Below are 21,578 nucleotides of genomic sequence, written 5' to 3'. Positions count from 1 at the left end.
GTAGGGCGACGAGAGCTTACGCGTCCCCGCCGGCTTCGGTCTTGGCCTTTGCAGGCGCTTTCTTCTTGGCAGCCGGTTTCTTCGCGGCTGCCTTTTTCGGTGCGGCCTTCTTCTTGCCGCTGCCGGCCTTTGCGTTGACGAGTTCGAGCGCCTGTTCCAGCGTCACGGTTTCGGGCGCCATGTCCTTCGGCAGGGTGGCGTTGACCTTTTCCCACTTCACATAAGGCCCGTAGCGCCCGGCGAAGACCTCGATGGCGCCGCCATCTGGATGCTCGCCGAGGGTTTTCAGCGCGGCCACCCCGCCGCGTCCACCGCCGGCGGCTGCCTTCGCGCGCTTGTCGGCGATCAGCGCGACCGCGTGATTGACGCCAATGGTGAAGACGTCGCGCGGGTCCTTCAGGTTCGCATAGGTCTTGCCATGCTGAACATAAGGCCCGAAGCGGCCGAAATTGGCGAGGATCATCTCGCCGTCTTCCGGGTGCGGACCAATCTCGCGCGGCAGGCTGAGCAGTTCCACCGCGCGGGCAAGCGTCAGCTCGGCCGGGTTGTCCGCCTTGGCGAGGCTGGCGCGTTTCGGCTTCTCGCCATTCGCCATCTCGACATAGGGGCCAAAGCGCCCGGATTTGAGATAGATCATCTCGCCCTTTTCAGGGTGCAGGCCGATTTCGTTACCGTCCGGGCTGATGGCGGCACCTTCGCCGCCCTCGGATGAAAACTGGCGGGTATATTTGCAGTCCGGATGGCGCGAGCAGCCGACAAAGGCGCCGAACTTGCCGACCTTGATGGAGAGTTCACCCTCTTTGCAGCTCGGGCAGAGGCGCGGGTTTGCGACCGGATTGCCGTCCGCGTCCTGCGAGGGAAAGACGTGCTTTTCCAGCGCGGTATTCAGCGCGTCGAGCACTTCAGACACGCGCAGATCCTTCGTGCCTTCGATATCGGCGGCAAACTGTTTCCAGAAATCGCGCAGGAAGGCTTTCCAGTCGAGCTTGCCATCGGAGATGACGTCGAGCTGTTCTTCAAGCCCTGCGGTGAAATCATATTCCACATAGCGCTTGAAGAAATTCTCGAGGAAGGCGGTGACAAGCCGGCCTTTATCCTCCGGGATCAGACGTTTCTGGTCGAGGCGGACATATTGGCGGTCCTCCAGCGTCGCGAGCGTCGACGCATAGGTGGACGGCCGGCCGATGCCGAGTTCCTCAAGGCGCTTGACCAGCGAGGCCTCGGTAAAGCGCGGCGGCGGCTCGGTGAAATGCTGCGAGCTGACGGCCTTGATCAGGTCCGTATGCTGACCTTCATTCAGTTTGGGCAGGCGCTTGCCTGAGTCGTCATCGTCGCCGTCAACGGGGTCGTCCCGGTCTTCGGTGTAGAGCCGGATGAAGCCATCGAACACGACCACCTGGCCGGAGGCCCGCAGTCCTGCGCGGCGATCCTTCGAGGTGAGGTCGATCGTCGTGCGCTCAAACACGGCCGCTTCCATCTGCGAGGCAACGGCCCGGCGCCAGACGAGGGTGTAGAGTTTCTTCAGGTCGCCGTCGCCATGATAGGCCTCGGGCGGCAGGTTGAAGTCGGTCGGGCGGATCGCCTCGTGCGCTTCCTGCGCGTTCTTCGCCTTGGAGGAATAGCGGCGCGTGTTTTCCGGCAGGTAGCGCGCGCCATAGTTCGACTGGATCATGGAGCGGGCGGCGGCATAGGCCTCCTCAGCCATGTTGACGCCGTCGGTCCGCATATAGGTGATGCGGCCTTCCTCGTAGAGTTTCTGGGCGGCCTGCATGGTGCGCTTGGCGGTGAAGCCGAGCTTGCGGCTGGCTTCCTGCTGCAGGGTGGAGGTGATGAAGGGCGGCGGCGGGTTGCGCTTCACGGGCTTGGCCTCAACCCCGGTAACCGAATAGCCGCCCGTGCGGACAATCTCCAGCGCGCGATCAGCGTCGCCCTTGTTGCCGAGGGTGAATTTCTTCAGCGTCTCGCCGTCGAGGCTGGTGAGGCGCGCTTCGAACGGACTGCCATCAGGCGCGCGCAGCTCGGCGGTGACGTTCCAGTATTCCTGCGCCCGGAAGCTCTCGATCTCGTTCTCGCGCTCGCAGATCAGCCGCAGCGCCACTGACTGCACGCGGCCCGCCGAACGCGAGCCCGGCAGCTTGCGCCAGAGCACCGGCGAGAGGTTGAAGCCGACGAGATAGTCCAGCGCCCGGCGGGCGAGATAGGCGTCCACCAGTTCGGCGTCGATCGCCCGGGGCTGCTGCATCGCCTGGGTGACGGCATTCTTGGTGATGGCGTTGAACACGACGCGCTCGATCGCGACATCCTTCTTCAGCGCCCGGCGCTTCTTCAGCGCCTCGATCAGGTGCCAGCTGATCGCCTCGCCCTCGCGGTCCGGGTCGGTCGCGAGGATCAGCGTGTCGGCGTCCTTGAGGGCGGCGGCAATCTCTGAGATGCGCTTGGCGGACTTGGCGTCGGCCTCCCAGACCATCTCGAAATCATTGTCGGTATCGACCGAGCCATTCTTCGAGGGCAGGTCCCTGATGTGGCCGTAGGAGGCGAGGACCTTGTAGTCCTTTCCGAGATACTTGTTGATCGTTTTGGCCTTCGCGGGCGACTCGACGACGACAAGTTTCATGAATGGCACCTCTTCAAGGGCGGCCAGATGGTCCGGCGCGCACCGGCCTGTCAAGGGCCGGGCCTGCCTCAGCCATCCTCCCGGTAGGCGATAAAGGCGAAACAGGCGAACAGCACGAAGAGCGGCGGGCTCCACGCGGCGACAACCGGCGGGGCAGCGCCGGTGGCCCCCAGGCTGGAAGAAAATTGCGTGAAGAAATAAAGCCCTATCGCCGCGAGGACCCCGGTTGCGAGCAGGCGCGACGTGCCGCCGAGGCGCTGCAGGCGCAGGCAGGCGAGCGCCCCGATCAGCGCCATTGCCACAAACAGCGCCGGCGTCGCCGTCAGCCCGTACCAGCGCATCGTGTAGCGCGACGTATCAAGGCCGGCGTCACGGGTTTCGCGGATGAACCGGGGCAGGCCCCAGAAGCCGATCGTGTTGGGCGAGGCGAATTCGTCCAGCAGGGTGGCAGCGTCCAGCGAGGTGGGAATGGCGAGGGTCTCGCGCCGCTCCGGCATCTGGTTGGGCAGGTTCTCGACCAGGTTTTCCAGCTGCCAGAAGCCATTGTTCAGCACCGCGCGTTCGGCATCGATGCGGCGCACGAAGGCGAAATCATTGGTCGGCTGGCGGCCCAGATAGAGGCGCTGTTCCTCGATCATCTTGACGTTGAGCAGCGTGCGCCCGCCATCCTCGACCCGGCGGGCATGGATGACGAACTGGCTGGCATCATCGCCCTGGCGCAGCCAGACGCCGCTGTCGGCCACCGCCATCGGCGTGCGCCCGACATTCAGGATCCGCGCCCGCTCGGCCTCGAAGGACTGGTTGAGCCGGGTGGCAAAGGGATTGAGCAGCATGGCCGAAAACAGGCCGAGGGCAAGGCCGAGCAGCATCACCGGCATCAGGAACCGCCAGGCCGAAAGCCCGCTGGCGCGGATGATCGAGAGCTCCGAACGCCGGTTCAGCCGGGTGAACGCCATCATCGAGGCGGCGAGCAGCGCGAAGGGCAGGGTCTGTTCCAGCAGCAGGGGCAGCTTCATCAGCGACAGCCGCAGCGCCCCGCCGAGCGTCAGGTTCACATCCCCCCCGACCGTGCGCAGCTGTTCCACAATGTCGATCATCAGGATCGCCAGCAGGAAGATGCCCAGCACAATGGCAAGGCCGGACAGGCATTCCCGCAGGATGTAGCGCTGGATGCGGGAGGGCCAGAACATCAGGAGGGTCTCCGCCGCAGCAGGAGCGGGCGCCGCTCGACCCTTGGGCTCGCCCGGCCGATGCGGGCGCCCCGCCCGAAATACACCCAGGCCAGCGTCCCGCTTGTCAGGACCGGGATCAGCCAGAGCGCGATATTGACAGCCGGATCGGAGGCAGCCCCGGACTGGACGGCAATCTGCACGACCAGGATCAGGATGGCGCCCGCCATGGCCATGCCGATTCGCTTGCCGTAGCCCTGCCGGCTGAAATCGCCCCCGAGCACCGCAACAATCGCCAGCAGCGCCATCACGATGTTCAGCAGGGGCGCGCTGAGGCGCGAATGCGCCTCCGCCAGCGAGCTGTCGGCATCACGGGCCTCGAAATAATTCTTCCGGTCGATGAACAGGAGCTCGAACAGGAAACGGTCAGACGGCTTCAGGGCCAGCTGGGAGTCTTCCTTCATGAATTCGGTCAGGTCGAACATGTACTGGTCGAATTCCAGCACAGAGAGCTGCTGGTTGGTGTCCAGCTGCTGGCTCAGCGCATCGCGCAGCAAGAGGGTTGGCCGTCCCTCGACCGAGACGAGCGCCGCCGAGCGGGCGAGAATGTCGGTCGGGAATTCCGGATCGGTCATGTCCGAGATCAGCACGCCGCGCAGCTCCCCGCCCACCTGGTCGCGGGCATAGAAGGTCAGACGGTCGCCATTGGTGGTGAACTGGCCGACGCGGAAGAGGGCGGCCGCAAGGTCCGCGCGGGCCTCCGCGACGGCAGAGCGCATCTCGCGCTGGGCCAAGGGCTGGACCCAGAGGTTCACGCTGAGATGCACCACAAGGCACATCACGGCGAGCCGCATGATCGGCGAGGCAACCTGCCAGCGGGTCATGCCGGCGGCCTGGGCGACGACGATCTCGGAATCCTTATGGATGCGGTTCAGCGCCCAGACCCCGGCCACGAACAATGCCAGCGGCAGGAGGAGGGCAATCACCTGCGGCGCGCCCAGCAGCACGATGTAGAAATAGGTCATCGCGGACTGGCGATTCTCGAGGATCAGGTCCGTGCGCGACAGGCCCTGCGCAAGCAGCGCAATCATCACGAGGCCGCCGACGATGATCAGCACAGCCTGCAGGATCTGCCGGAACAGGTGGGCCTGGATCTTCGTCATGGCTTGAGGTGCGTCACTCTAGCGTCCGGTTTTGAGCATCCAACAACAGCAAAGCCCTAGCTAACGAGTTGCGCTTGGCGCGTCGATGCTTAGTTTCCGCTGCAAACGGAGTTTCAACACATGAAAATAACTTTCGCAGAGGCCGCCAAAGCCGACATTGCCGCTTTTGTTGCCGATGAAGGTGCGGGCCTGCCTGCAGCCGCAGCAGCGCTGGATACCGCCAGTGGCGGGCTGATCACCGAGGCCGTCAGCGCCGGCCGGTTCGATGGTAAACCCGGCCAGCACGTTACGGTTGTGCTGCCGAAGGGGCTCGACGCGCGCCGGGCGGTGGTCGCCGGCGGCGGCAAGCCGAAGAAGCGCGATGCCCGCGCGCAGGAAGCCATCGGCGCCAATTTCATCAAGGCGTTCGCGATGAGCGGTTTCAAGACCGCCTCGATCACCGCGGTTTCCGCCGAGGAAGCTGCCCGGATCGCTGTCGGCGCGAAGCTTGCCTCCTACCGGTTCGATACCTATTTCACCAAGCTGAAGCCCGACCAGAAGCCGAGCCTCTCCGGCTTGACTGTGGTCTGCGACGATCCCAAAGCCGCCAAGGCCGCCTTCGCCCCGCTCGATGCTGCGACAGACGGGACGTATCTTGCGCGCGACCTCGTCAACATGCCCCCGAACGACCTGCATCCGGAGAGCTTTGCCGAGAAGATCAAGGAACTTTCCGCCCTCGGCCTCGACGTTGAAGTGCTCGGCGAGAAGGCGATGGCAAAACTCGGAATGCACGCGCTGCTCGGCGTCGGGCAGGGCTCGGTCCGCGAAAGCCAGATGGGCATTATGAAATGGAATGGCGGCAAGCCGGGGGAGGATCCTGTGATCCTCGTCGGCAAGGGCGTCTGCTTCGACACCGGCGGCATCTCGCTGAAGCCCGGCCCCGGCATGGAAGACATGCGCGGCGATATGGGCGGGGCCGCCGCTGTCACCGGTACAATGCGCGCGATTGCGCAGGCGAAGCTGAAAGTGAACGTCGTCGGCCTCGTCGGCCTTGTCGAGAACATGCCCGATGGCAATGCCCAGCGCCCCGGCGATATCGTGAAGTCTGCCTCCGGCCAGACCATCGAGATCCAGAATACCGATGCCGAAGGCCGGCTCGTCCTCTGCGATGTGCTCTGGTACGCGCAGGAACATTACAAGCCGAAAGCCATCGTGGACCTGGCGACCCTGACAGGCGCCATCGTCATCTCGCTCGGCCACCATCATGCGGGCCTGTTCACCAACAGTGATGACCTGGCAGACGAGCTGACCAGGGCCGGCCTTGCCGAGGGCGAGCGCGTCTGGCGCCTGCCGATGGGCCCGGAATATGACTCGCTGATCAAGTCGAAATTCGCCGACATGCGCAATATTGGCGGCCGGGCCGCCGGCTCGATCACGGCGGCGCAGTTCCTGAAGCGGTTCGTCAAGGATGAGGTCCGCTGGGCGCATATCGACATCGCCGGCACCGCCTGGGTGGAAGGGGAGAAAGCCCCGACCGACCCCAGCTGGGCCTCCGGCTACGGCCCGCGCCTGCTGACACGCTGGATCGCGGATAATTATGAGTGATCTCGATCCTCCGCGCACCCCCGCTCAGGCGGGGCGCGCGCGGGGGTAACAACCAGATCCCCGCCAGCGCGGGGATGAGCGGAGACAGAGGGTGACCGCGCCAGCGCCTCCCGAATGGTGGTTCTACCATCTCTCGCGCACGCCGCTGGAGACGGCGGCGCCGCCGCTGATGCAGAAATGTCTGGAGGCTGGCTGGCGGGTGCTGGCGGTGTCGGGAAGCGAGGACCGGCTGGCGAAGCTCGATATGGCGCTCTGGACCTTCGAGGATGGCGCGTTCCTGCCGCATGGCCAGGCGAAGGCGCCGGGGCTGAACCCTGCGCGCCAGCCGGTGCTGCTGGCCGGCGAACTTGCCAACGCCAATGGCGCCGAAGCGCTGTTCCTGATGGACGGGGTGGAGGCGCCGGTCGATGCCGCGTTCCGGCGCTGCATGGTGATGTTCGAGGACGCCGACACCGCCGCCCGCGGCCGCGCGCGCGCCCAGTTCAAGGCCGCTAAGGATGCCGGGCTCGGGACCCGGTATTTCCAGCAGACGCCGAAGGGCGGATGGCAGGAAGCGGGCGTTTGAGGATGCGCCGAAGGCCGGACAGGGCTCCGCCCTTCCGGTTTTGCGTCAGGTGTAGCGCGCGGAGACAGAATCAGGCCGCAGGCATCAAGGGTTAGTGTTGAAACAAGCAGTCGCGACCTGCCCGTCTCCGCCGCCGGGACTCTCGTCCCCGCCCGCCAGTGCATACCCTGCACGGGCGACAGGGGGATGATACCATGGCTCCGCAGGGGTAGGATAAGATTCCTGCATTTTCCTGCGATGTGGTGTGGTTGCAGGGGGTGGGTGAGTGAAAGGTGTGGGATAGAGGCGGGGTCCGGACGGTGCTCCTCCACCGGCTCTGCCGGTTTCGCTGCACCCTACGAGAGGGGCATCCCGTAGGGTGCAGCGAGCGCAGCGAGGTGCACCAGCCCGGTTCGAGGCGGCGTCCGCCGGGGGTGACGCCATCTCCGCTTGCCCCGGCGGGCGGGCGCCGCTATAGGCCGCGCAAATCCCGAAAACCCCCGGAACTACAGGAAGCCCCCATGGCCGTGCAGCGTACCTTTTCCATCATCAAGCCCGACGCCACCGAGCGTAACCTGACCGGCGCCATCAATGCCGTGATCGAGAAAGCCGGCCTGCGCATCGTTGGCCAGCGCCGCATCCAGATGACGCGCGGCCAGGCCGAGCGCTTCTACTCGGTCCACTCCGCGCGCCCCTTCTTTGGCGAGCTCGTGGACTTCATGACCTCCGGCCCGGTGGTCGTGCAGGTGCTGGAAGGCGAAGACGCCGTCGCGAAATACCGCGAAGTGATGGGCGCCACGAACCCGGCCGACGCCGCTGACGGCACGATCCGCAAGCTGTTCGCCAAATCCATCGGCGAGAATTCGGTGCACGGCTCGGACTCGGCCGAGAACGCCGCCATCGAGATCGCGCAGTTCTTCTCCGAAGCCGACATCACCGCCTGAACGCTTCGGCCAGACTGAAATAAAGAGAGCCCCGCCGGGAAACTGGCGGGGTTTTTTCTTTGGCCGGGTTCAGTGCGCCGCCGCCCAGTTGTCTGCCGCGCGGGCGTCGACCACCAGCGGCACGGAGAGCTTGAGGGCCGGACCATTGGCGGCTGACATGGTCCTGCGCGCCACTGCGATGAGCTTTTCGGCTTCCGTCTCAGGGCATTCGAAGATGAGTTCGTCATGCACCTGCAGCAGCATCCGGGCCTTCAGGCCAGCCGCCTCAAGGGCATAGGGCATACGGATCATCGCGCGCTTGATGATGTCAGCGGCAGAGCCCTGAATGGGCGCGTTGATGGCCTGGCGCTCAGCAAAGGCACGGGCGGGGCCCTTGGTCTTGATTTCCGGCAGGTGGATCTTGCGGCCAAACGCTGTGCGCACGTAACCGGCCTCGCGGGCGAAGGCCTTGGTTTCGTCCATATACTGACGAATGCCGGGGAAGCGCTTGAAATAGGTCTGGATATAGTCGTTCGCCTCGGATTGCGCGATGCCCAGCTGGCGGGCAAGGCCGAAGCCGGAGATGCCATAGATGATGCCGAAATTGATCGCCTTGGCCTGACGGCGCACCATCGGGTCCATGCCTTCAATGGGCACACCGAACATCTCACTCGCCGTCATCGCATGGATGTCGAGGCCCTTGTGGAAAGCCTCCTTCAGGGCGGGAATGTCGGCCATATGGGCAAGAATGCGCAGCTCGATCTGCGAATAGTCGGCGGCGACGAGGACATTGCCTTCCTCAGCGATAAAGGCCTGCCGGATCTTGCGGCCTTCTTCGGTCCGTACCGGGATGTTCTGCAGGTTCGGGTCGGTGGAGGAAAGCCGTCCGGTCTGCGCGCCGGCCATCATGAAGCTCGTATGCACACGGCCGGTTTTCGGGTTGATCGCGGCCTGCAAGGCCTCGGTATAGGTGGAGCGCAGCTTGGACAGCATCCGCCAGTCGAGGATCGTGCGGGGCAGGGCGTGGCCCTGTGCGGCAAGGTCTTCCAGCACGTCGGAGTCGGTTGCGCGTGCGCCGGTCTTGGTTTTCTTTCCGCCCTCAAGGCCCATCTCGTCGAACAGGATTTCGCCAAGCTGTTTGGGCGAGCCCATATTGAACTCGCGGCCCGCCTGTTCATGGGCCTCGGCCTCCAGCGCGGCCATGCGCTGGTTGAAGTCTGCCGAGAGGCGCGACAGCAGCTGGCGGTCGACCTTGATGCCGGCATGTTCCATCGCCGCCAGCACAGGAACGAGCGGGCGTTCCAGCGTTTCATAGACGGTGGTGACTTCCTCCGTACGCAGACGGGGCTTCAGCGCCTGCCAGAGGCGCAGCGTCACATCGGCGTCCTCGGCGGCATACTCCGTGGCCTTGTCGAGGGCGATCTGCGCGAAGGTTTTCTGCGCCTTGCCGGTGCCGGCGACTTCCTTGAAGCTGATGGTCTTGTGGCCGAGATAGCGCTCTGACAGCTCGTCCATGCCATGGCTGTGGATGCCGGCATTGAGGACGAAGGAGAGCAGCATCGTGTCATCAATCGGATGCACACGGATATTGTGCTGCGCGAAGACGCCGAGATCGTATTTAATGTTCTGGCCGATCTTCAGGACAGCGGGGTCTTCCAGCATGGGCTTCAGCAGCTTCAGCGCCTCGCTCATCTTGATCTGGCGGGGCGGGTCTGCGCCGAACATGTCGCCGTCGCCCTTGGCATCGGGATCGACATGGGCAAGCGGGATGTAGCAGGCGTCGCCGGGCGCAAGGGCAAGCGAGACGCCGACCAGTCCTCCACTCACGGAATCCAGCGCATCTGTTTCGGTATCCACGGCGACCCAGCCCTGCGCCGTGGCGCGGGCGATCCAGTCCTCGAGTGTCTTGAGGTCGCGGACACAGGCATAGGCGCTGACATCGAAGGGCTGGGCGTCCGGCGCTTCGCTTTCGAGGGCGCCGTCCTTCTCCATCTGTTCGCGCACGCGGCGGGTGATGGTGCGGAACTCCATCTCTTCGAGGAAGCCGATGAGCTCCTTCGGGTCGGGATCCTGCACGGCGAGGTCTTCGAGCGGCACAATGACCGGCACGTCTTCCTTCAGGCTGACGAGCTGTTTGGAGATGCGCACCTGGTCGGCGAAGTTGATGAGCGTTTCGCGGCGCTTGGGCTGTTTGATCTCGCCCGCGCGTTCCAGCAGCGTTTCGAGATTGCCATATTCATTGATCAGCTGAGCCGCCGTCTTCACGCCGATGCCGGGCGCGCCGGGCACATTGTCCACGCTGTCGCCGGCCAGCGACTGGACATCGACGACGCCTTCCGGGCCAACGCCGAATTTCTCGAACACATCCTCCCGGCCAAGCAGCTTGTTCTTCATCGGGTCGAGCATCAGCACCCTGTCCGATATCAGCTGCATGAGGTCCTTGTCGGAGGAGACGATGGTGACGCGCGCGCCTTTGGTTTCGGCGAGTTTTGCATAGGTGGCGATCAGGTCATCGGCCTCGAAGCCGCCCTGTTCGATGGCATGGGCGGCGAAGGCGACGGCCGCTCGCCGCACGAGGGGAAACTGGGGGACGAGTTCTTCGGGCGTCTCGGAGCGGTTGGCCTTGTAAGCGGGGAAAATTTCATTGCGGAAGGTGACTTCGGAGGCGTCGAAAATGCAGGCGAAATGCGTCGGGCGTTCGGGACCTTTGAGATCTTCGAGCAGCTTGAACAGCATGTTGCAGAAGCCCGCGACCGCGCCCACGGGAAGGCCATCGGAGGACCGCGTCAGCGGCGGCAGCGCATGAAACGCGCGGAACACATAGGCGCTCGCATCAATGAGATAAAGATGGCTGTCCGGGGTGACGGGCGCTGTCGCCATGGGGTGAGTCCTTGTGCTGTGGCGGCAGGTTTAGCCCGGGGGCGGCGCCTGTGCCACCCGTTGCGGCGCGCATCCTTGCGCACTCGTAATCGGCGGGAAGTCCGATTCTGCTTTCCCCAACGGCGAGAGCTGTGTTATTTCTGCAACATGGACCGTGAACTTGACTTCAAAGAAGCCTCGGCCCTCTTCCCGGCGGTGCAGAAGCCCCTGCCGAAGGCGCCCTGGCACCTCTACGCCCTGGGAAGCGCAGCCTTCGTGTGGAGCCTGCTGGCCCTGTTTGATTTCACCGCGATCCTGCTGCGCTTCGGGCCCTACACGCAGCAGATGTCCGAAATGGCGCTGGCGTTTGTGCATGAAACCCCGGCCTGGGTGATGGCGCTGCGGGGGCTGTCGATTGTCGCCTCCATGGCGGGCGCGCTGCTGCTGATCCGGCGCCGGGCGCACGCTACCGGCGTGATGGCGCTGGCAGCGACCCTGACGATCCTCTCGGTCGGTTTCAGCTTTGCCCGGCCTGTTCCGGAGGACAGCATGGCGGTGTTTGCGGTCTGCGTTGTGGTCGTCTCGGTGCTGCTGCTCCACTACACCCAGACGATGGCCCGGCGCGGCGTCTTGCGCTGAAGCCGAAACGGACTAGCCTCCCGGTCAGACAGGGAGGAAAAGAAACATGATCAATGAAAAGAACCTGACCTGGGTGCTGCGCAAGCGCCCGGTGGGTGAGATCGCGGAGGGCGACCTGGAGCTGGTCGAAAGCCCGCTGGAGCCCCTGAACGAGGGCGAGGTGCGCGCGAAGACGATCTATCTCTCGCTAGACCCCACGAACCGTATCTGGATGAGCGATATGGACGCTTATCTGCCGCCTGTGCAGATCGGCGATGCGATGCGCGGCGGCGGGCTGAGCGTCATCGTGGAAAGCCGGTTCGACGGGCTCGCCCCCGGCGATATCGTCAATACCGGGCTTGCCGGCTGGGCGGTCTACAACACGCTGCCGGGCGCGAGCCTCGCCAAGCTGCCACAGCTGCCGGGCGTCCCGCTGACGGCCTATATGGGCCCGCTCGGCGCCACCGGCATGACGGCCTATTTCGGGCTGATGGACATTGCCAAGCCCAAGGCGGGCGAGACGGTGGTGGTTTCGGCGGCAGCCGGCGCGGTCGGCTCGATGGTGGGGCAGATCGCGAAGATCCAGGGCTGCCGCGTGGTCGGCATTGCGGGCGGCAAGGCGAAATGCGACTGGCTGGTCAATGTCGCCGGTTTCGATGCGGCGATCGATTACAAGTCAGAGGATGTCGGCGCGGCCCTCGACAAGCACTGCCCGAACGGCATCGACATCAATTTCGAGAATGTCGGCGGCCGGATCATGGACGAGGTGATGGGCCGGCTGAATGATTTCTCGCGGATGCCGCTGTGCGGGCTGATCTCGACCTATAATGCCACAACGCCGGTGCCGGGCCCGTATAATTTCGCCAACCTGCTGATGCGGCGCACGCTGGTGAAGGGCTTCATCGTCATCGACTATTTCCCGCGCTTCCCCGAAGGCATCCAGCAGATGGCCATGTGGCTGATGGCGGGCAAGCTGAAATTCGAGACCGACATTGTGGAAGGCTTCGAGAACGCGCCTTCGAGCCTGTCGCGCCTGTTCGAGGGCAAGAATCTGGGCAAACTTGTCGTGCAGGTCAGCCCGGAGCCCTGATAAGGGGCGGGCTTCAGGCAGGTTCAGGCGGCGTTCATCTGGCGGGAAATCATAATCCCGCCAGCATGTTGGGGAGAGGGAAATGAAAAAACGCCGGACGAAGGCGATGACGTTCATGCTCGCGGCGGCCGGGGCGCTGGGGGTGTCTGCCTGCACGCACGCAGACTGGGAGGGCATCGCGATGGGCCTCAACATGGTGGCCGCGGAAACGGCGGTGACGCTGACGCAGGTGCCGCCCTATGGCTGCGGCTTCAATGCCAACCGCGATCCTGTCTGCGATGATACCGGTGACGGCTTTGCCGACCGCTATGCCGACCCGGCCTGGGACTATATCCCCGGCTACAGCTATGGGAACGCGCCGCTCATCCGCGTCAATGATTATGGCGAGGTGTTCCGGTATTATGGAAATTGCGATTGCTGGCGGCGCGAACCGTCGCTCGATACTTACCCGAAATAGCGCCTGCCGGAGCCTCTGTCGCCCGCTGCTCTTGCCAGACCGGGATTGGCGGAGTGAGATACAGGCTCGGCTTTGCGTCGGGAGAGGATGATGGCCCTGCGGTCTCTGGCGGCTTTGTTGGTTTCGGTGATTTGGCTGTGCGGTCCTGCCCTGGCAGAGCCGGAGCCGGAGGCGCCAAAGGGACCGTTCAGCGACTGGGCGGTGGGCATCCTCGCCGCCGACTGGCGCGATGGCAGCGGCGCGCCGATTGCCGCCTTTGACAATGCGGCGCGCGACCTTGCATCCGCCTTCACCACGATCGGCTTCCGTCCGGAGAATATCGCCTCGCTGTCGCTGCGGCCGATGCGGTTTGGCGGGGATTCGCTGATGTCCGAGGACGTGTTCGCGCTCTTCGAGTCGCAGGCGAAATCGGCGACAGCCGGGTGCCTGTTCTACTTCACCTCGCACGGGATGCGGGAGGGATTGCTGCTGGGCAATGAAGGTTTCCTGTCGCCGGCGCGGCTGAACGGGCTGATCGGGGAATGGTGCGGCGAGCGCCCGACCGTGGTGGTGGTCTCGGCCTGTCATTCGGGCGTGTTCGTTCCGGCCCTGTCGGCGCCCAACCGGATGATCATGACAGCGGCGCGGCCCGACCGGGTGTCGTTCGGGTGCAGCGCCGATGCGCGCTATCCCTATTTCGATGGCTGTATCCTCGAATCCCTTCCGGCGGCGGAGGATTTTGTGCATCTCGCCTCGCTGGCCGGCCGCTGCGTCGCAGGCAAGGAATGGGCGCAGCGCCTCTCACCGGCCTCCGAACCGATGACGCGGGTGGGCGCGGATGTCGAAGACCTGTTCGTGTTCATGAATTTCGAGCGTGCCGTTGTGCCTGAAGAGGCCGCTACGGGCGCAGGCGCAGGGATGGAAACTGCTGCAGAGTAAACAGGTTGTTGATTCCGGCGGTGCAAATTCACCGGCTGGCTGAACGCGGCATCAACACCCCTCATGGGACGGTCATAGGGGCAGGCGGGCCGACAGCGGCTTGCCTGCCGGGCGAAGTTGCGGCCTAGTGTCAGTGCCGCCTGGCCGTGGATGGGCGCAGGCGCGCAGGTGAGGGAGGGTTAGAATGCTCAGAGTCCTGATCATGATGAGTGCTGCGATGGTTTTCCTGGCCGCTTCGGCGCTGGCGCAGGGCAACACGGCGCGGGTTGCCCCGGCCAATATCCCGGCAACCTACACGCTGGACCTGCCGGGCGTCGCGGCGCGGCAGATGGTGTGCACCGCCACTTCGGCGACGACCCCGCGCACGGCGACCTGCGCCGAGGAGGTGATCACAAGCTGTCCTATGACAGAGGTTCAGTTCCGCGTGCGGCCGGGCGCCGTGGCGCGCACCTGCAAGGTTTCCTGCGTGCCGATGCGCTCGGTTACCTCGGCGACGATGGACTGTTCCTGCACGCTGAAGGAAACCGACTGCCGCTAGGTTGTTGAAACCATCGCGGCGAAGGCGGATTCCAGATCTGCCTTCAGGTCGCTGACGGCTTCGAGGCCGACATGCAGGCGCAGGAGGGGCCCGGCCTTGGCGCTGGTCCAGCAGCCCGGCCGGCGGGTCAGCTGTTCGTCGCAGGGGATGATGAGGCTCTCAAAGCCGCCCCATGAGAAACCCATGCCGAACAGCTGCAGCGCGTCGAAGAAACGCTCGAGTCCGCCTTCCGGAACGGGTTTGAGGACAATCGAAAAGAGGCCGTTCGCGCCGGTGAAATCCCGCTGCCAGAGGGCGTGATCGGGGTGCGAGGGCAGGGCGGGGTGAAGCACATGGTCGACTTCCGGGCGCTGGCCAAGCCAGTGGGCGAGGTCGAGGCCCGCCGCTTCATGCGCTTTCAGGCGGGTGGCGAGGGTGCGGATGCCGCGGATGGCGAGCCAGGCATCATCGGGCGCCAGCGCAATGCCCCAGTCTTCCGAGCAATTGGCGATGCGCCGCTCGAGGCCCGGATCATTCGTCATGACCGCACCGCCAAAGGCATCGGAATGTCCGACCACGTATTTTGTCAGCGCCTGGGCCGAGATGTCGGCGCCGAGGGCGAGGGGCTGGTGGTGTAGGCCTGCGCCCCAGGTATTGTCGCAGATGATCCGTATACCGCGCGGGCGCGCCTCTGCGGCGATGGCGGGCAGGTCTGCAATCTCGAATGTCAGCGAGCCGGGGGATTCCAGCAGGATGGCCTGTGTGTTGTCGCGGAACAGGGCGGCGATGCCGGCGCCGATGCGGGGGTCGAACCGCTCGGCCTCGACGCCCATGGCTTTCAGGCGGCGTTCGCAGAAGCGCGCGGTCGGGCCATAGGCGCTGTCGGAGAGAAGGAGGTGTCCGCCCGCCTCGACCAAGCTGGCGATGGCGAGGGCGCAGGCCTGCAGGCCGTTGGCCGCAAGGCGTGTGGACCGGGCGCCTTCGAGGGCGCACATCGCCGCTTCGAGTTCGCGGTGCACGGCGAGGCCCATGCGGCCATAGGTGGGCTTGGCGCCATAAAGGCCGGCTTCGGTGCGGAAAAGGACCGTCGAGGCACGCTCGACCGGCGGGTTCACCGTGACGCGGGAGAGACGCTCGCCGCGCGTATGGATCAGCCGGGTGGGCAGCTCCCGGCGGGCGTCGTCCTCGCTCATCCGTCGGCCCGGGCGATGGGGCGGGACGGGTCGGACGCCCACTCCGTCCAGGACCCATCATAGACCGCGACATCCCAGTTGCCGAGGCGGGCGAGGGCGAGCGCGGTGATCGCCGCCGTGACGCCGGAGCCACAGGTGGTGACGGTGGGCGTGCCTGCCTCGCCGAAGAGTTTCTGCAGTTCTTCAGCGGGTTTCATCAGGCCGGTTTCGGTCAAGAGGCGGCTGCCGGGGATGTTGATGCTGCCGGGGATGTGGCCGGAGGGCAGGTCTGCGCGCGGCTCCGGCTCGCGGCCGAAGAAGCGGCCATCGGGGCGGGCGTCGATGATGCGGACCTTGGCCGAGCCGGCGAGCTGTTCCATCGCGCGCGCGTCCATCACGAGGTCGGAGCGTACACGGGGCGTGAAGTGGCGCTCGCGCGGCGGGGAGGGCAGGTCATCGAGTGCGCCGCCGGCTTCGGTCCATGCATGAAGGCCGCCATCCAGCACCTTCACATCCTGATGGCCCATGACGCGCAGCATCCACCAGACGCGGGCTGCGGCAAAGAACCGGTTCTGGTCGTAAACGATCACCCGGCTGCCATCGCCGATGCCGAGCTTCCGGACGCGGGCGGAGAATTTCACGGCGTCCGGCAGCATATGGGGCAGGGAGGTTGTAGTGTCGGCAATCTCGTCGATGTCGAAATGCACCGCACCCGGAATGTGCCCGCGCGCCCAGGCCTCCCGGCCCGTTTCCGGCGGGTTGGTGAAGGGTGCAAACCACGTGGCATCCACGATGCGCAGGTCCGGCGCTGCGGCGATCGCAAGCAGCCATTCGGCGGTGACGAGGGGATCGCCAGTTTCAGACATGGGCTGTCTCCATCCAGGGCGGGACGGGCAGGCCTTTGCCCCGCAGGAATTCGGGATTGTAGAGCTTCGATTGATAGCGGTTGCCATAGTCGCACAGGATCGTCACGACCGTGTGGCCCGGGCCGAGATCGCGGGCCAGCCGGATCGCGCCGGCGACATTGATGCCGGCTGAGCCACCAAGGCAGAGGCCTTCATGCTCGACGAGATCGAACAGGATTTTCAGCGCCTCATCATCCGGGATGCGGTAGGCTTTGTCGACCTGGATGCCTTCGAGATTGGCCGTGATGCGGCCTTGTCCGATGCCCTCGGTGATGGAGGTGCCTTCGGATTTGAGCTCGCCGCTGGTGTAGTAGTCATACAGGGCCGCGCCGCCGGGATCGGCGAGGCCGATGGTGATTTTCGGGTTCTTTTCCTTCAGCGCGAGCGAGACGCCGCCCAGCGTGCCGCCGGAGCCGACCGCGCAGATGAAGCCATCGAGCTTGCCATCGGTCTGCTGCCAGATTTCCTGGCCGGTGGTGCTGTAATGGGCGCGGCGGTTGGCCTGGTTGTCGAACTGGTTAGCCCAGATTGCGCCGTTCTTCTCGCTTGCGGCCAGCTCCTCGGCGAGGCGGCCGGAATAGCGGACATAATTGTTCGGGTTGGCATAGGGGACAGCGTCCACCTCGATCAGCTCGGCGCCGAGCAGGCGGATGGCGTCTTTCTTCTCCTGGCTCTGCGTGCGCGGCATGACGATGACCACACGGTATCCGAGTGCCTTGCCGACGAGGGCAAGCCCGATGCCGGTATTGCCGGCGGTGCCCTCAACAATCGTGCCGCCGGGTTTCAGGAGGCCCGCCGCCTCAGCCTCGCGCACGATGCCGAGGGCCGGGCGGTCCTTCACCGACTGGCCGGGGTTCAGGAATTCGCACTTGCCGAGAATCTCGCATCCTGTCGCCTCCGATGCAGCCTTCAGGCGCAGCAGGGGCGTGTTTCCGATGAGGTCGACGACGGACCGGTGGATGGTCATGGAACAGGATGCTCTCAGATGAGTTATTATGTTGAGGGCAGGCTACGACTGCCAGCCCCGCGGTTCAATCCGGGGTGCGTCACAAACTGATCCGCACCTCAGGCCTGAGCGTAGAATTGGAAGCGTTTGTGGACAGGTTCAACTCACATGACCCTTAAGCACTGGATCATCCTGACGTTTTTTGCGGTCGCAGCTGCCTTTGCGGGGGCGCGGGCCGATGATGCGCCGCTGCCCCGGATCGGGGCCAGCGAGCGGGGCTGGACGCCGCAACCGGGCGACGAAATCCGCTTCAACGTGCTGCGCCAGAGCAATGCCTTTGGCAGCCATGTCGTGCGATTTGCCGAGGCCCCCGGCGGCGGGCTGAAGGCGCAGACGGAAGTTTCCCTGCGCGCCGGCCTCGGGCCGGTGACGCTGTTCCGGTACGAGCTGAACGCCGAGGAAATCTGGCGGCGGGGTGAGCTTGTCTCGGTCACCGGCCGCGTCAACGATGACGGAAAGCGCGGAAATGTGTCCGCCAAGCGCGAGAATGGGCGCCTCAGCGTGCAGGGCACGGCCTTCAGCGGCGCGGCGCCCGATGTGGCGGTGCCCGCCAGCCACTGGAATTATGCGCAGACGAAGACGCGCCAGCTGCTCTCGACCGAGGATGGCGAGATCATCTCTGTCAATATCGTGCCCAGGGGCCGCGAGACGATCCGCGCTGCCGGCCGAGAGATCGAGGCGAACCGCTACCTGCTGGAGTCCGACATCAATGTGGACCTCTGGTATGATGATGAGGGCCGCTGGGTGAAGCTGGCCTTCCAGGCGCGCGGCCAGCAGATCGAATACGTGCTCGACCGGATGTATTGAGGCCGGGCGACCGGGTCGGGGGACTTGCATGGCGCAGCTGAGGCTGATCCTGGGCGACCAGCTGTCGCCGGGCATATCGTCGCTTCGCGATGCGACGGTGGGCGAGGATGTCATCCTGATCGCCGAGGTGCAGGAAGAGGCGACCTATGTGCGCCATCACCGCAAGAAGATCGCCTTCCTGTTCGCCGCGATGCGCCATTTTGCGCGGGAGCTGGAATCGGCTGGCCACCGGGTGCGCTATGTGCGGCTGGATGATCCCGCCAATCAGGGCTCGCTGAGGGCGGAGGTTGCCCGCGCGCTGGAGGCGGAACCGTCGCTTGAGGGCGTTGTCGCGACGAAGCCCGGCGAATGGCGGCTGATGCAGGATATGGAGACCTGGCGGGACCTGTTCCCGGTGCCGGTGGAGCTGCGCGAGGATGACCGCTTCATCGTCTCCACGGCGGAGTTTGCCGCCTGGGCGAAGGGGCGGCGGCAGCTGCGGATGGAGTATTTCTACCGCGAGGTACGCCGCCGAACGGGCCTCCTGATGGACGGCGAGGAGCCGGCGGGCGGGCAGTGGAATTACGATGCGGAAAACCGCAAGCGCCTGCCGGCTGGCCTCGCCCCGCCGCCGCGATACCTGCCGGAGCCCGACGCGCTGACGCGCGAGGTGATCGAGCTGGTAGGGGAGCGCTTTCCCGATCATTTCGGGGATCTCGCGCCCTGGGTGTTCGCGACGACGCGGGACGGCGCTGAGGCGGCGCGGGACCACTTTATCGCGGACATCCTGCCGGGCTTTGGCGACTGGCAGGATGCGATGGCGCGCGGCGAGCCCTGGATGTGGCACTCGCTGCTCTCGCTCTACATCAATTGCGGGCTGCTGGACCCTCTCGATGTCTGCAAGCGCGCGGAAGCTGCCTGGCGGGACGGGAGCGCGCCGCTGAACGCGGTGGAAGGCTTCATCCGGCAGATCATCGGCTGGCGGGAATATGTGCGCGGCATCTACTGGCTGAAGATGCCGGGCTATGCGGAGATGAACGCGCTTGGCGCGCACCGGCGCCTGCCGGAGTTCTACTGGACGGGCGAGACGCCGATGCGTTGCATGGCCGAGGCGATCGGCCAGACGAAACGCCATGCCTATGCCCATCACATCCAGCGGCTGATGGTGACGGGGAACTTTGCGCTGCTGGCCGGCATCGACCCGGCTGAGGTGAATGAATGGTACCTTGCCGTGTATGCAGACGCCTATGAATGGGTCGAGTTGCCCAACACGCATGGCATGGCGCTCTATGCCGATGGCGGGATGATGGCCTCCAAGCCCTATGCGGCGAGCGGCAATTATATCTCTAAGATGTCGGATTATTGCGGTAGCTGCCAATACAGCGTGAAAGAGAAAACCGGGCCGCGCGCCTGCCCGTTCAACTACCTTTACTGGGACTTCATCGCCCGCAACCGCGAGGCCCTGAAAGGCAATCCGCGCATGGCGCTGATCGTGAGAGCGCTCGACCGCCTGCCGCAGGCGGAGCTTGCCGCCATGCAGGACGAGGCTGGGGCATATCTGAACAAGGTCGCCGGGCGTTCGGAACCAGAAATCAAAATGAAGTCTTAACTCGCCGGCGAAACTTGGCGGCAGGAGATGCCACCTTTCTTCACCTCGATCCGCTATCAACCGGGAACATCCGGATAAGCAAGATCGACGCCATGAAACCAGCCTGGCCCTCTTCACCTGTTTTGAGGTCTCTGAAGGGGTTCCTGCAACCTGTTGAGGTGCCCCCAGAGCATCTGGACGGCCTGCGGTCCCGCCAGGTGCAATCGATACGGCACCTGGTATCGATCATGTTGCTGGTGGGGCTCCTGAACACCGCAATCGTGGTGATCATGCTGAACAGCATCGGAACATCCGCCATCGCGCTCGTCTGGGGCTTCAGCCTCATCATGGTCAACGGACTGTCATTGCTACATTACTTCCGGAGCCGGAAGCACCAGCATCGTCCGGAATATGCGGATCGTAAAATCCGTGGGCTAAGGAAAAGCTCAGCGATACACGGGACCTACTGGGGGATGTTGCCACTGCTGGTGACCATCGGCAGCACCGACGACCAGTTCATGATGATAGCGACAATCACGGCTGGTATGCTGTTTGGGGGGACATTCCTCCTGTCGCGCGTTCCGAGCGCAGCGCTCTGCTTCCTCGCGCCAGTTGCCGTCGGGATTGTCTCGGCAGCGTTTTTCAGAAGCAGCCTTGCGAGTGATCTTCTGGGCGTGCTCGCGCTCGTCTATGTCTTTGTGCTGACTTATGCGGTCAGATGGGCGCATCGCCAGTTCGTGCAGCAATATCTGAGCCAGGTATCGCTCCACGAACAATCGCAGCTGATTGCGTTGTTGCTGCGGGACTTTGGTGAGAACTCCTCCGACTGGCTCTGGCAGACCGACAAGGACTTCTACATCGAGCCCATGCCATGCAGCCAGCAGGCCGAAAGCAAGTGGCATTCATACCTTGTCAGTGGGCGGAGCTTGTTTTCTCTCTTCGAAGGAGGGGAGGGATATCGGGCCCTGAAATCAGCCTTGCTCTCAGGACAACCGTTCAAGGACATTGAACTTTCATTGAGGGGCCATGCCCCGGAAAGTGTCTGGATCTCCCTGACAGGCAAGCCAGTGTTTTCTGGCGGCCAACTGCGCGGGTATCGCGGGGTTGCGCAGGACATCACCCTTGCCCGGAACACTGAAAAGCGCGTCGAGAAACTCGCGCATTTCGACGAACTGACCGGCTTGCCCAACCGCGCAAACCTTCTCTCGCACCTCGACAGGATTCTCGCCAACCCGCCGAAAGAAGGCATTGAGCGCGCCTTGCTCGTGATGGACCTCGACAAGTTCAAGGTCGTGAACGACACGCTGGGCCATCAGGCAGCGGACCATCTTCTCCGGCAAGTGACCAACCGGTTGACGGAGTCGTCATTGTCGACAGATTTTGTCGCCCGGATCGCCAGCGATGGGTTCGCAATGGTGGTGGACCGTTCGACAGGCCGCGGGCTGGACGCCTTCCTCGACAACCTCGTCCGGTATCTGGCCGAACCATATTCCGTTTGGGATGCGACCATTGTCTGTAGCGCCTCAATCGGTGTCCAGAGGATCGATGCTCTGAGACCCAAGTCTGGACCACTACCGGCTAGAGTTTTCCGGCCTTTTTCACACTGGCGGACTGGTGACGCCAGCATGATTGATCAGCGCCGCCGGGGGTTTGTTCCCGATGGCG

Annotated in this window: 18 protein-coding genes; 11 read left to right on the top strand and 7 right to left on the bottom strand. The window is 64.5% G+C overall.

Translation table 11 applies throughout. The features are described 5' to 3' along the window. Positions 1–16: 16 nt before the first annotated feature. From topA to ACK4SV_RS13550, 3 genes are all read right to left on the bottom strand, one after another. Positions 17–2,614, bottom strand: a complete 2,598-nt coding sequence (topA, locus tag ACK4SV_RS13560) for a type I DNA topoisomerase (RefSeq protein WP_409918375.1) — start codon at positions 2,612–2,614, stop codon at positions 17–19. Positions 2,615–2,682: 68 nt separating this feature from the next. After that, positions 2,683–3,804 carry an LPS export ABC transporter permease LptG gene (gene lptG / locus ACK4SV_RS13555; RefSeq protein ID WP_409918374.1) on the bottom strand — a complete coding sequence of 374 codons (1,122 nt, stop codon included), beginning with the start codon at positions 3,802–3,804 and terminating at the stop codon, positions 2,683–2,685. Then, complete coding sequence (locus ACK4SV_RS13550) at positions 3,804–4,946, bottom strand: LptF/LptG family permease (RefSeq protein ID WP_409918373.1); 1,143 nt, start codon at positions 4,944–4,946, stop codon at positions 3,804–3,806. The genes lptG and ACK4SV_RS13550 overlap by 1 nt, the downstream gene beginning before the upstream one ends. Before the next feature lie 99 nt (positions 4,947–5,045). On the opposite strand from ACK4SV_RS13550, the gene ACK4SV_RS13545 reads away from it, so the two are divergent. From ACK4SV_RS13545 to ndk, 3 genes are all read left to right on the top strand, one after another. Then, entirely contained in the window at positions 5,046–6,530 is a 1,485-nt protein-coding gene (locus ACK4SV_RS13545) for a leucyl aminopeptidase (RefSeq protein ID WP_409918408.1), read from the top strand. Between the two features lie 91 nt (positions 6,531–6,621). After that, entirely contained in the window at positions 6,622–7,095 is a 474-nt protein-coding gene (locus ACK4SV_RS13540) for a DNA polymerase III subunit chi (RefSeq protein ID WP_409918372.1), read from the top strand. Between the two features lie 500 nt (positions 7,096–7,595). After that, complete coding sequence (gene ndk, locus ACK4SV_RS13535; RefSeq protein WP_409918371.1) at positions 7,596–8,018, top strand: nucleoside-diphosphate kinase; 423 nt, start codon at positions 7,596–7,598, stop codon at positions 8,016–8,018. Between the two features lie 69 nt (positions 8,019–8,087). Here ndk and polA read toward each other — a convergent pair whose 3' ends face one another. Beyond that, positions 8,088–10,877: a DNA polymerase I gene (gene polA, locus ACK4SV_RS13530; protein WP_409918370.1), complete on the bottom strand. Its 2,790-nt coding sequence runs from the start codon at positions 10,875–10,877 to the stop codon at positions 8,088–8,090. A gap of 147 nt (positions 10,878–11,024) precedes the next feature. Between polA and ACK4SV_RS13525 the strand changes: the two genes are divergently transcribed. From ACK4SV_RS13525 to ACK4SV_RS13505, 5 genes are all read left to right on the top strand, one after another. Further along, on the top strand, positions 11,025–11,495 hold the full coding sequence (locus ACK4SV_RS13525) for a hypothetical protein (protein ID WP_409918369.1): 471 nt from the start codon (positions 11,025–11,027) through the stop codon (positions 11,493–11,495). A gap of 46 nt (positions 11,496–11,541) precedes the next feature. After that, positions 11,542–12,564: an NADP-dependent oxidoreductase gene (locus ACK4SV_RS13520; protein WP_409918368.1), complete on the top strand. Its 1,023-nt coding sequence runs from the start codon at positions 11,542–11,544 to the stop codon at positions 12,562–12,564. Positions 12,565–12,646: 82 nt separating this feature from the next. Further along, positions 12,647–13,021 (top strand): hypothetical protein, encoded by a 375-nt coding sequence (locus ACK4SV_RS13515; RefSeq protein WP_409918367.1) that lies wholly within the window; start codon positions 12,647–12,649, stop codon positions 13,019–13,021. Positions 13,022–13,111: 90 nt separating this feature from the next. Next, positions 13,112–13,939 (top strand): C13 family peptidase, encoded by an 828-nt coding sequence (locus ACK4SV_RS13510; RefSeq protein WP_409918366.1) that lies wholly within the window; start codon positions 13,112–13,114, stop codon positions 13,937–13,939. A 184-nt stretch (positions 13,940–14,123) separates the two neighbouring features. Next, positions 14,124–14,477, top strand: a complete 354-nt coding sequence (locus ACK4SV_RS13505; protein ID WP_409918365.1) for a hypothetical protein — start codon at positions 14,124–14,126, stop codon at positions 14,475–14,477. Here the strand turns inward: ACK4SV_RS13505 and metC are convergent. Genes metC through ACK4SV_RS13490 form a run of 3 tightly spaced genes read right to left on the bottom strand, consistent with a single transcriptional unit; the run spans position 14,474 to position 17,500 of the window. Continuing rightward, entirely contained in the window at positions 14,474–15,649 is a 1,176-nt protein-coding gene (metC, locus tag ACK4SV_RS13500; protein WP_409918364.1) for a cystathionine beta-lyase, read from the bottom strand. The two genes, ACK4SV_RS13505 and metC, sit on opposite strands and share 4 nt — an antisense overlap. Beyond that, entirely contained in the window at positions 15,646–16,494 is an 849-nt protein-coding gene (locus ACK4SV_RS13495; protein WP_409918363.1) for a sulfurtransferase, read from the bottom strand. The genes metC and ACK4SV_RS13495 overlap by 4 nt, the downstream gene beginning before the upstream one ends. Continuing rightward, a complete protein-coding gene (locus ACK4SV_RS13490; RefSeq protein ID WP_409918362.1) occupies positions 16,487–17,500 on the bottom strand; it encodes a cysteine synthase A in 1,014 nt (337 codons plus the stop codon). Before ACK4SV_RS13490 ends, ACK4SV_RS13495 begins: the two co-directional genes overlap by 8 nt. 147 nt (positions 17,501–17,647) lie before the next feature. Between ACK4SV_RS13490 and ACK4SV_RS13485 the strand changes: the two genes are divergently transcribed. The 3 genes from ACK4SV_RS13485 to ACK4SV_RS13475 form a co-directional block, all read left to right on the top strand. Beyond that, a complete protein-coding gene (locus ACK4SV_RS13485; RefSeq protein ID WP_409918361.1) occupies positions 17,648–18,346 on the top strand; it encodes a DUF6134 family protein in 699 nt (232 codons plus the stop codon). Positions 18,347–18,374: 28 nt separating this feature from the next. Further along, the gene (locus ACK4SV_RS13480; protein WP_409918360.1) at positions 18,375–19,934 is read left to right on the top strand and encodes a cryptochrome/photolyase family protein; all 1,560 of its coding nucleotides are present in this window, start codon (positions 18,375–18,377) and stop codon (positions 19,932–19,934) included. A 92-nt stretch (positions 19,935–20,026) separates the two neighbouring features. Then, positions 20,027–21,578, top strand: a 1,552-nt coding sequence (locus ACK4SV_RS13475) for a diguanylate cyclase domain-containing protein (protein WP_409918359.1), incomplete at its 3' end; no start/stop codon positions are given.

It is taken from the genome of Hyphomonas sp., assembly GCF_046313735.1.
Lineage (GTDB): Bacteria > Pseudomonadota > Alphaproteobacteria > Caulobacterales > Hyphomonadaceae > Hyphomonas.
The sequence above is the reverse complement of the archived record's forward strand: the minus strand, read 5'-3'. Positions and strand labels throughout refer to the sequence as shown.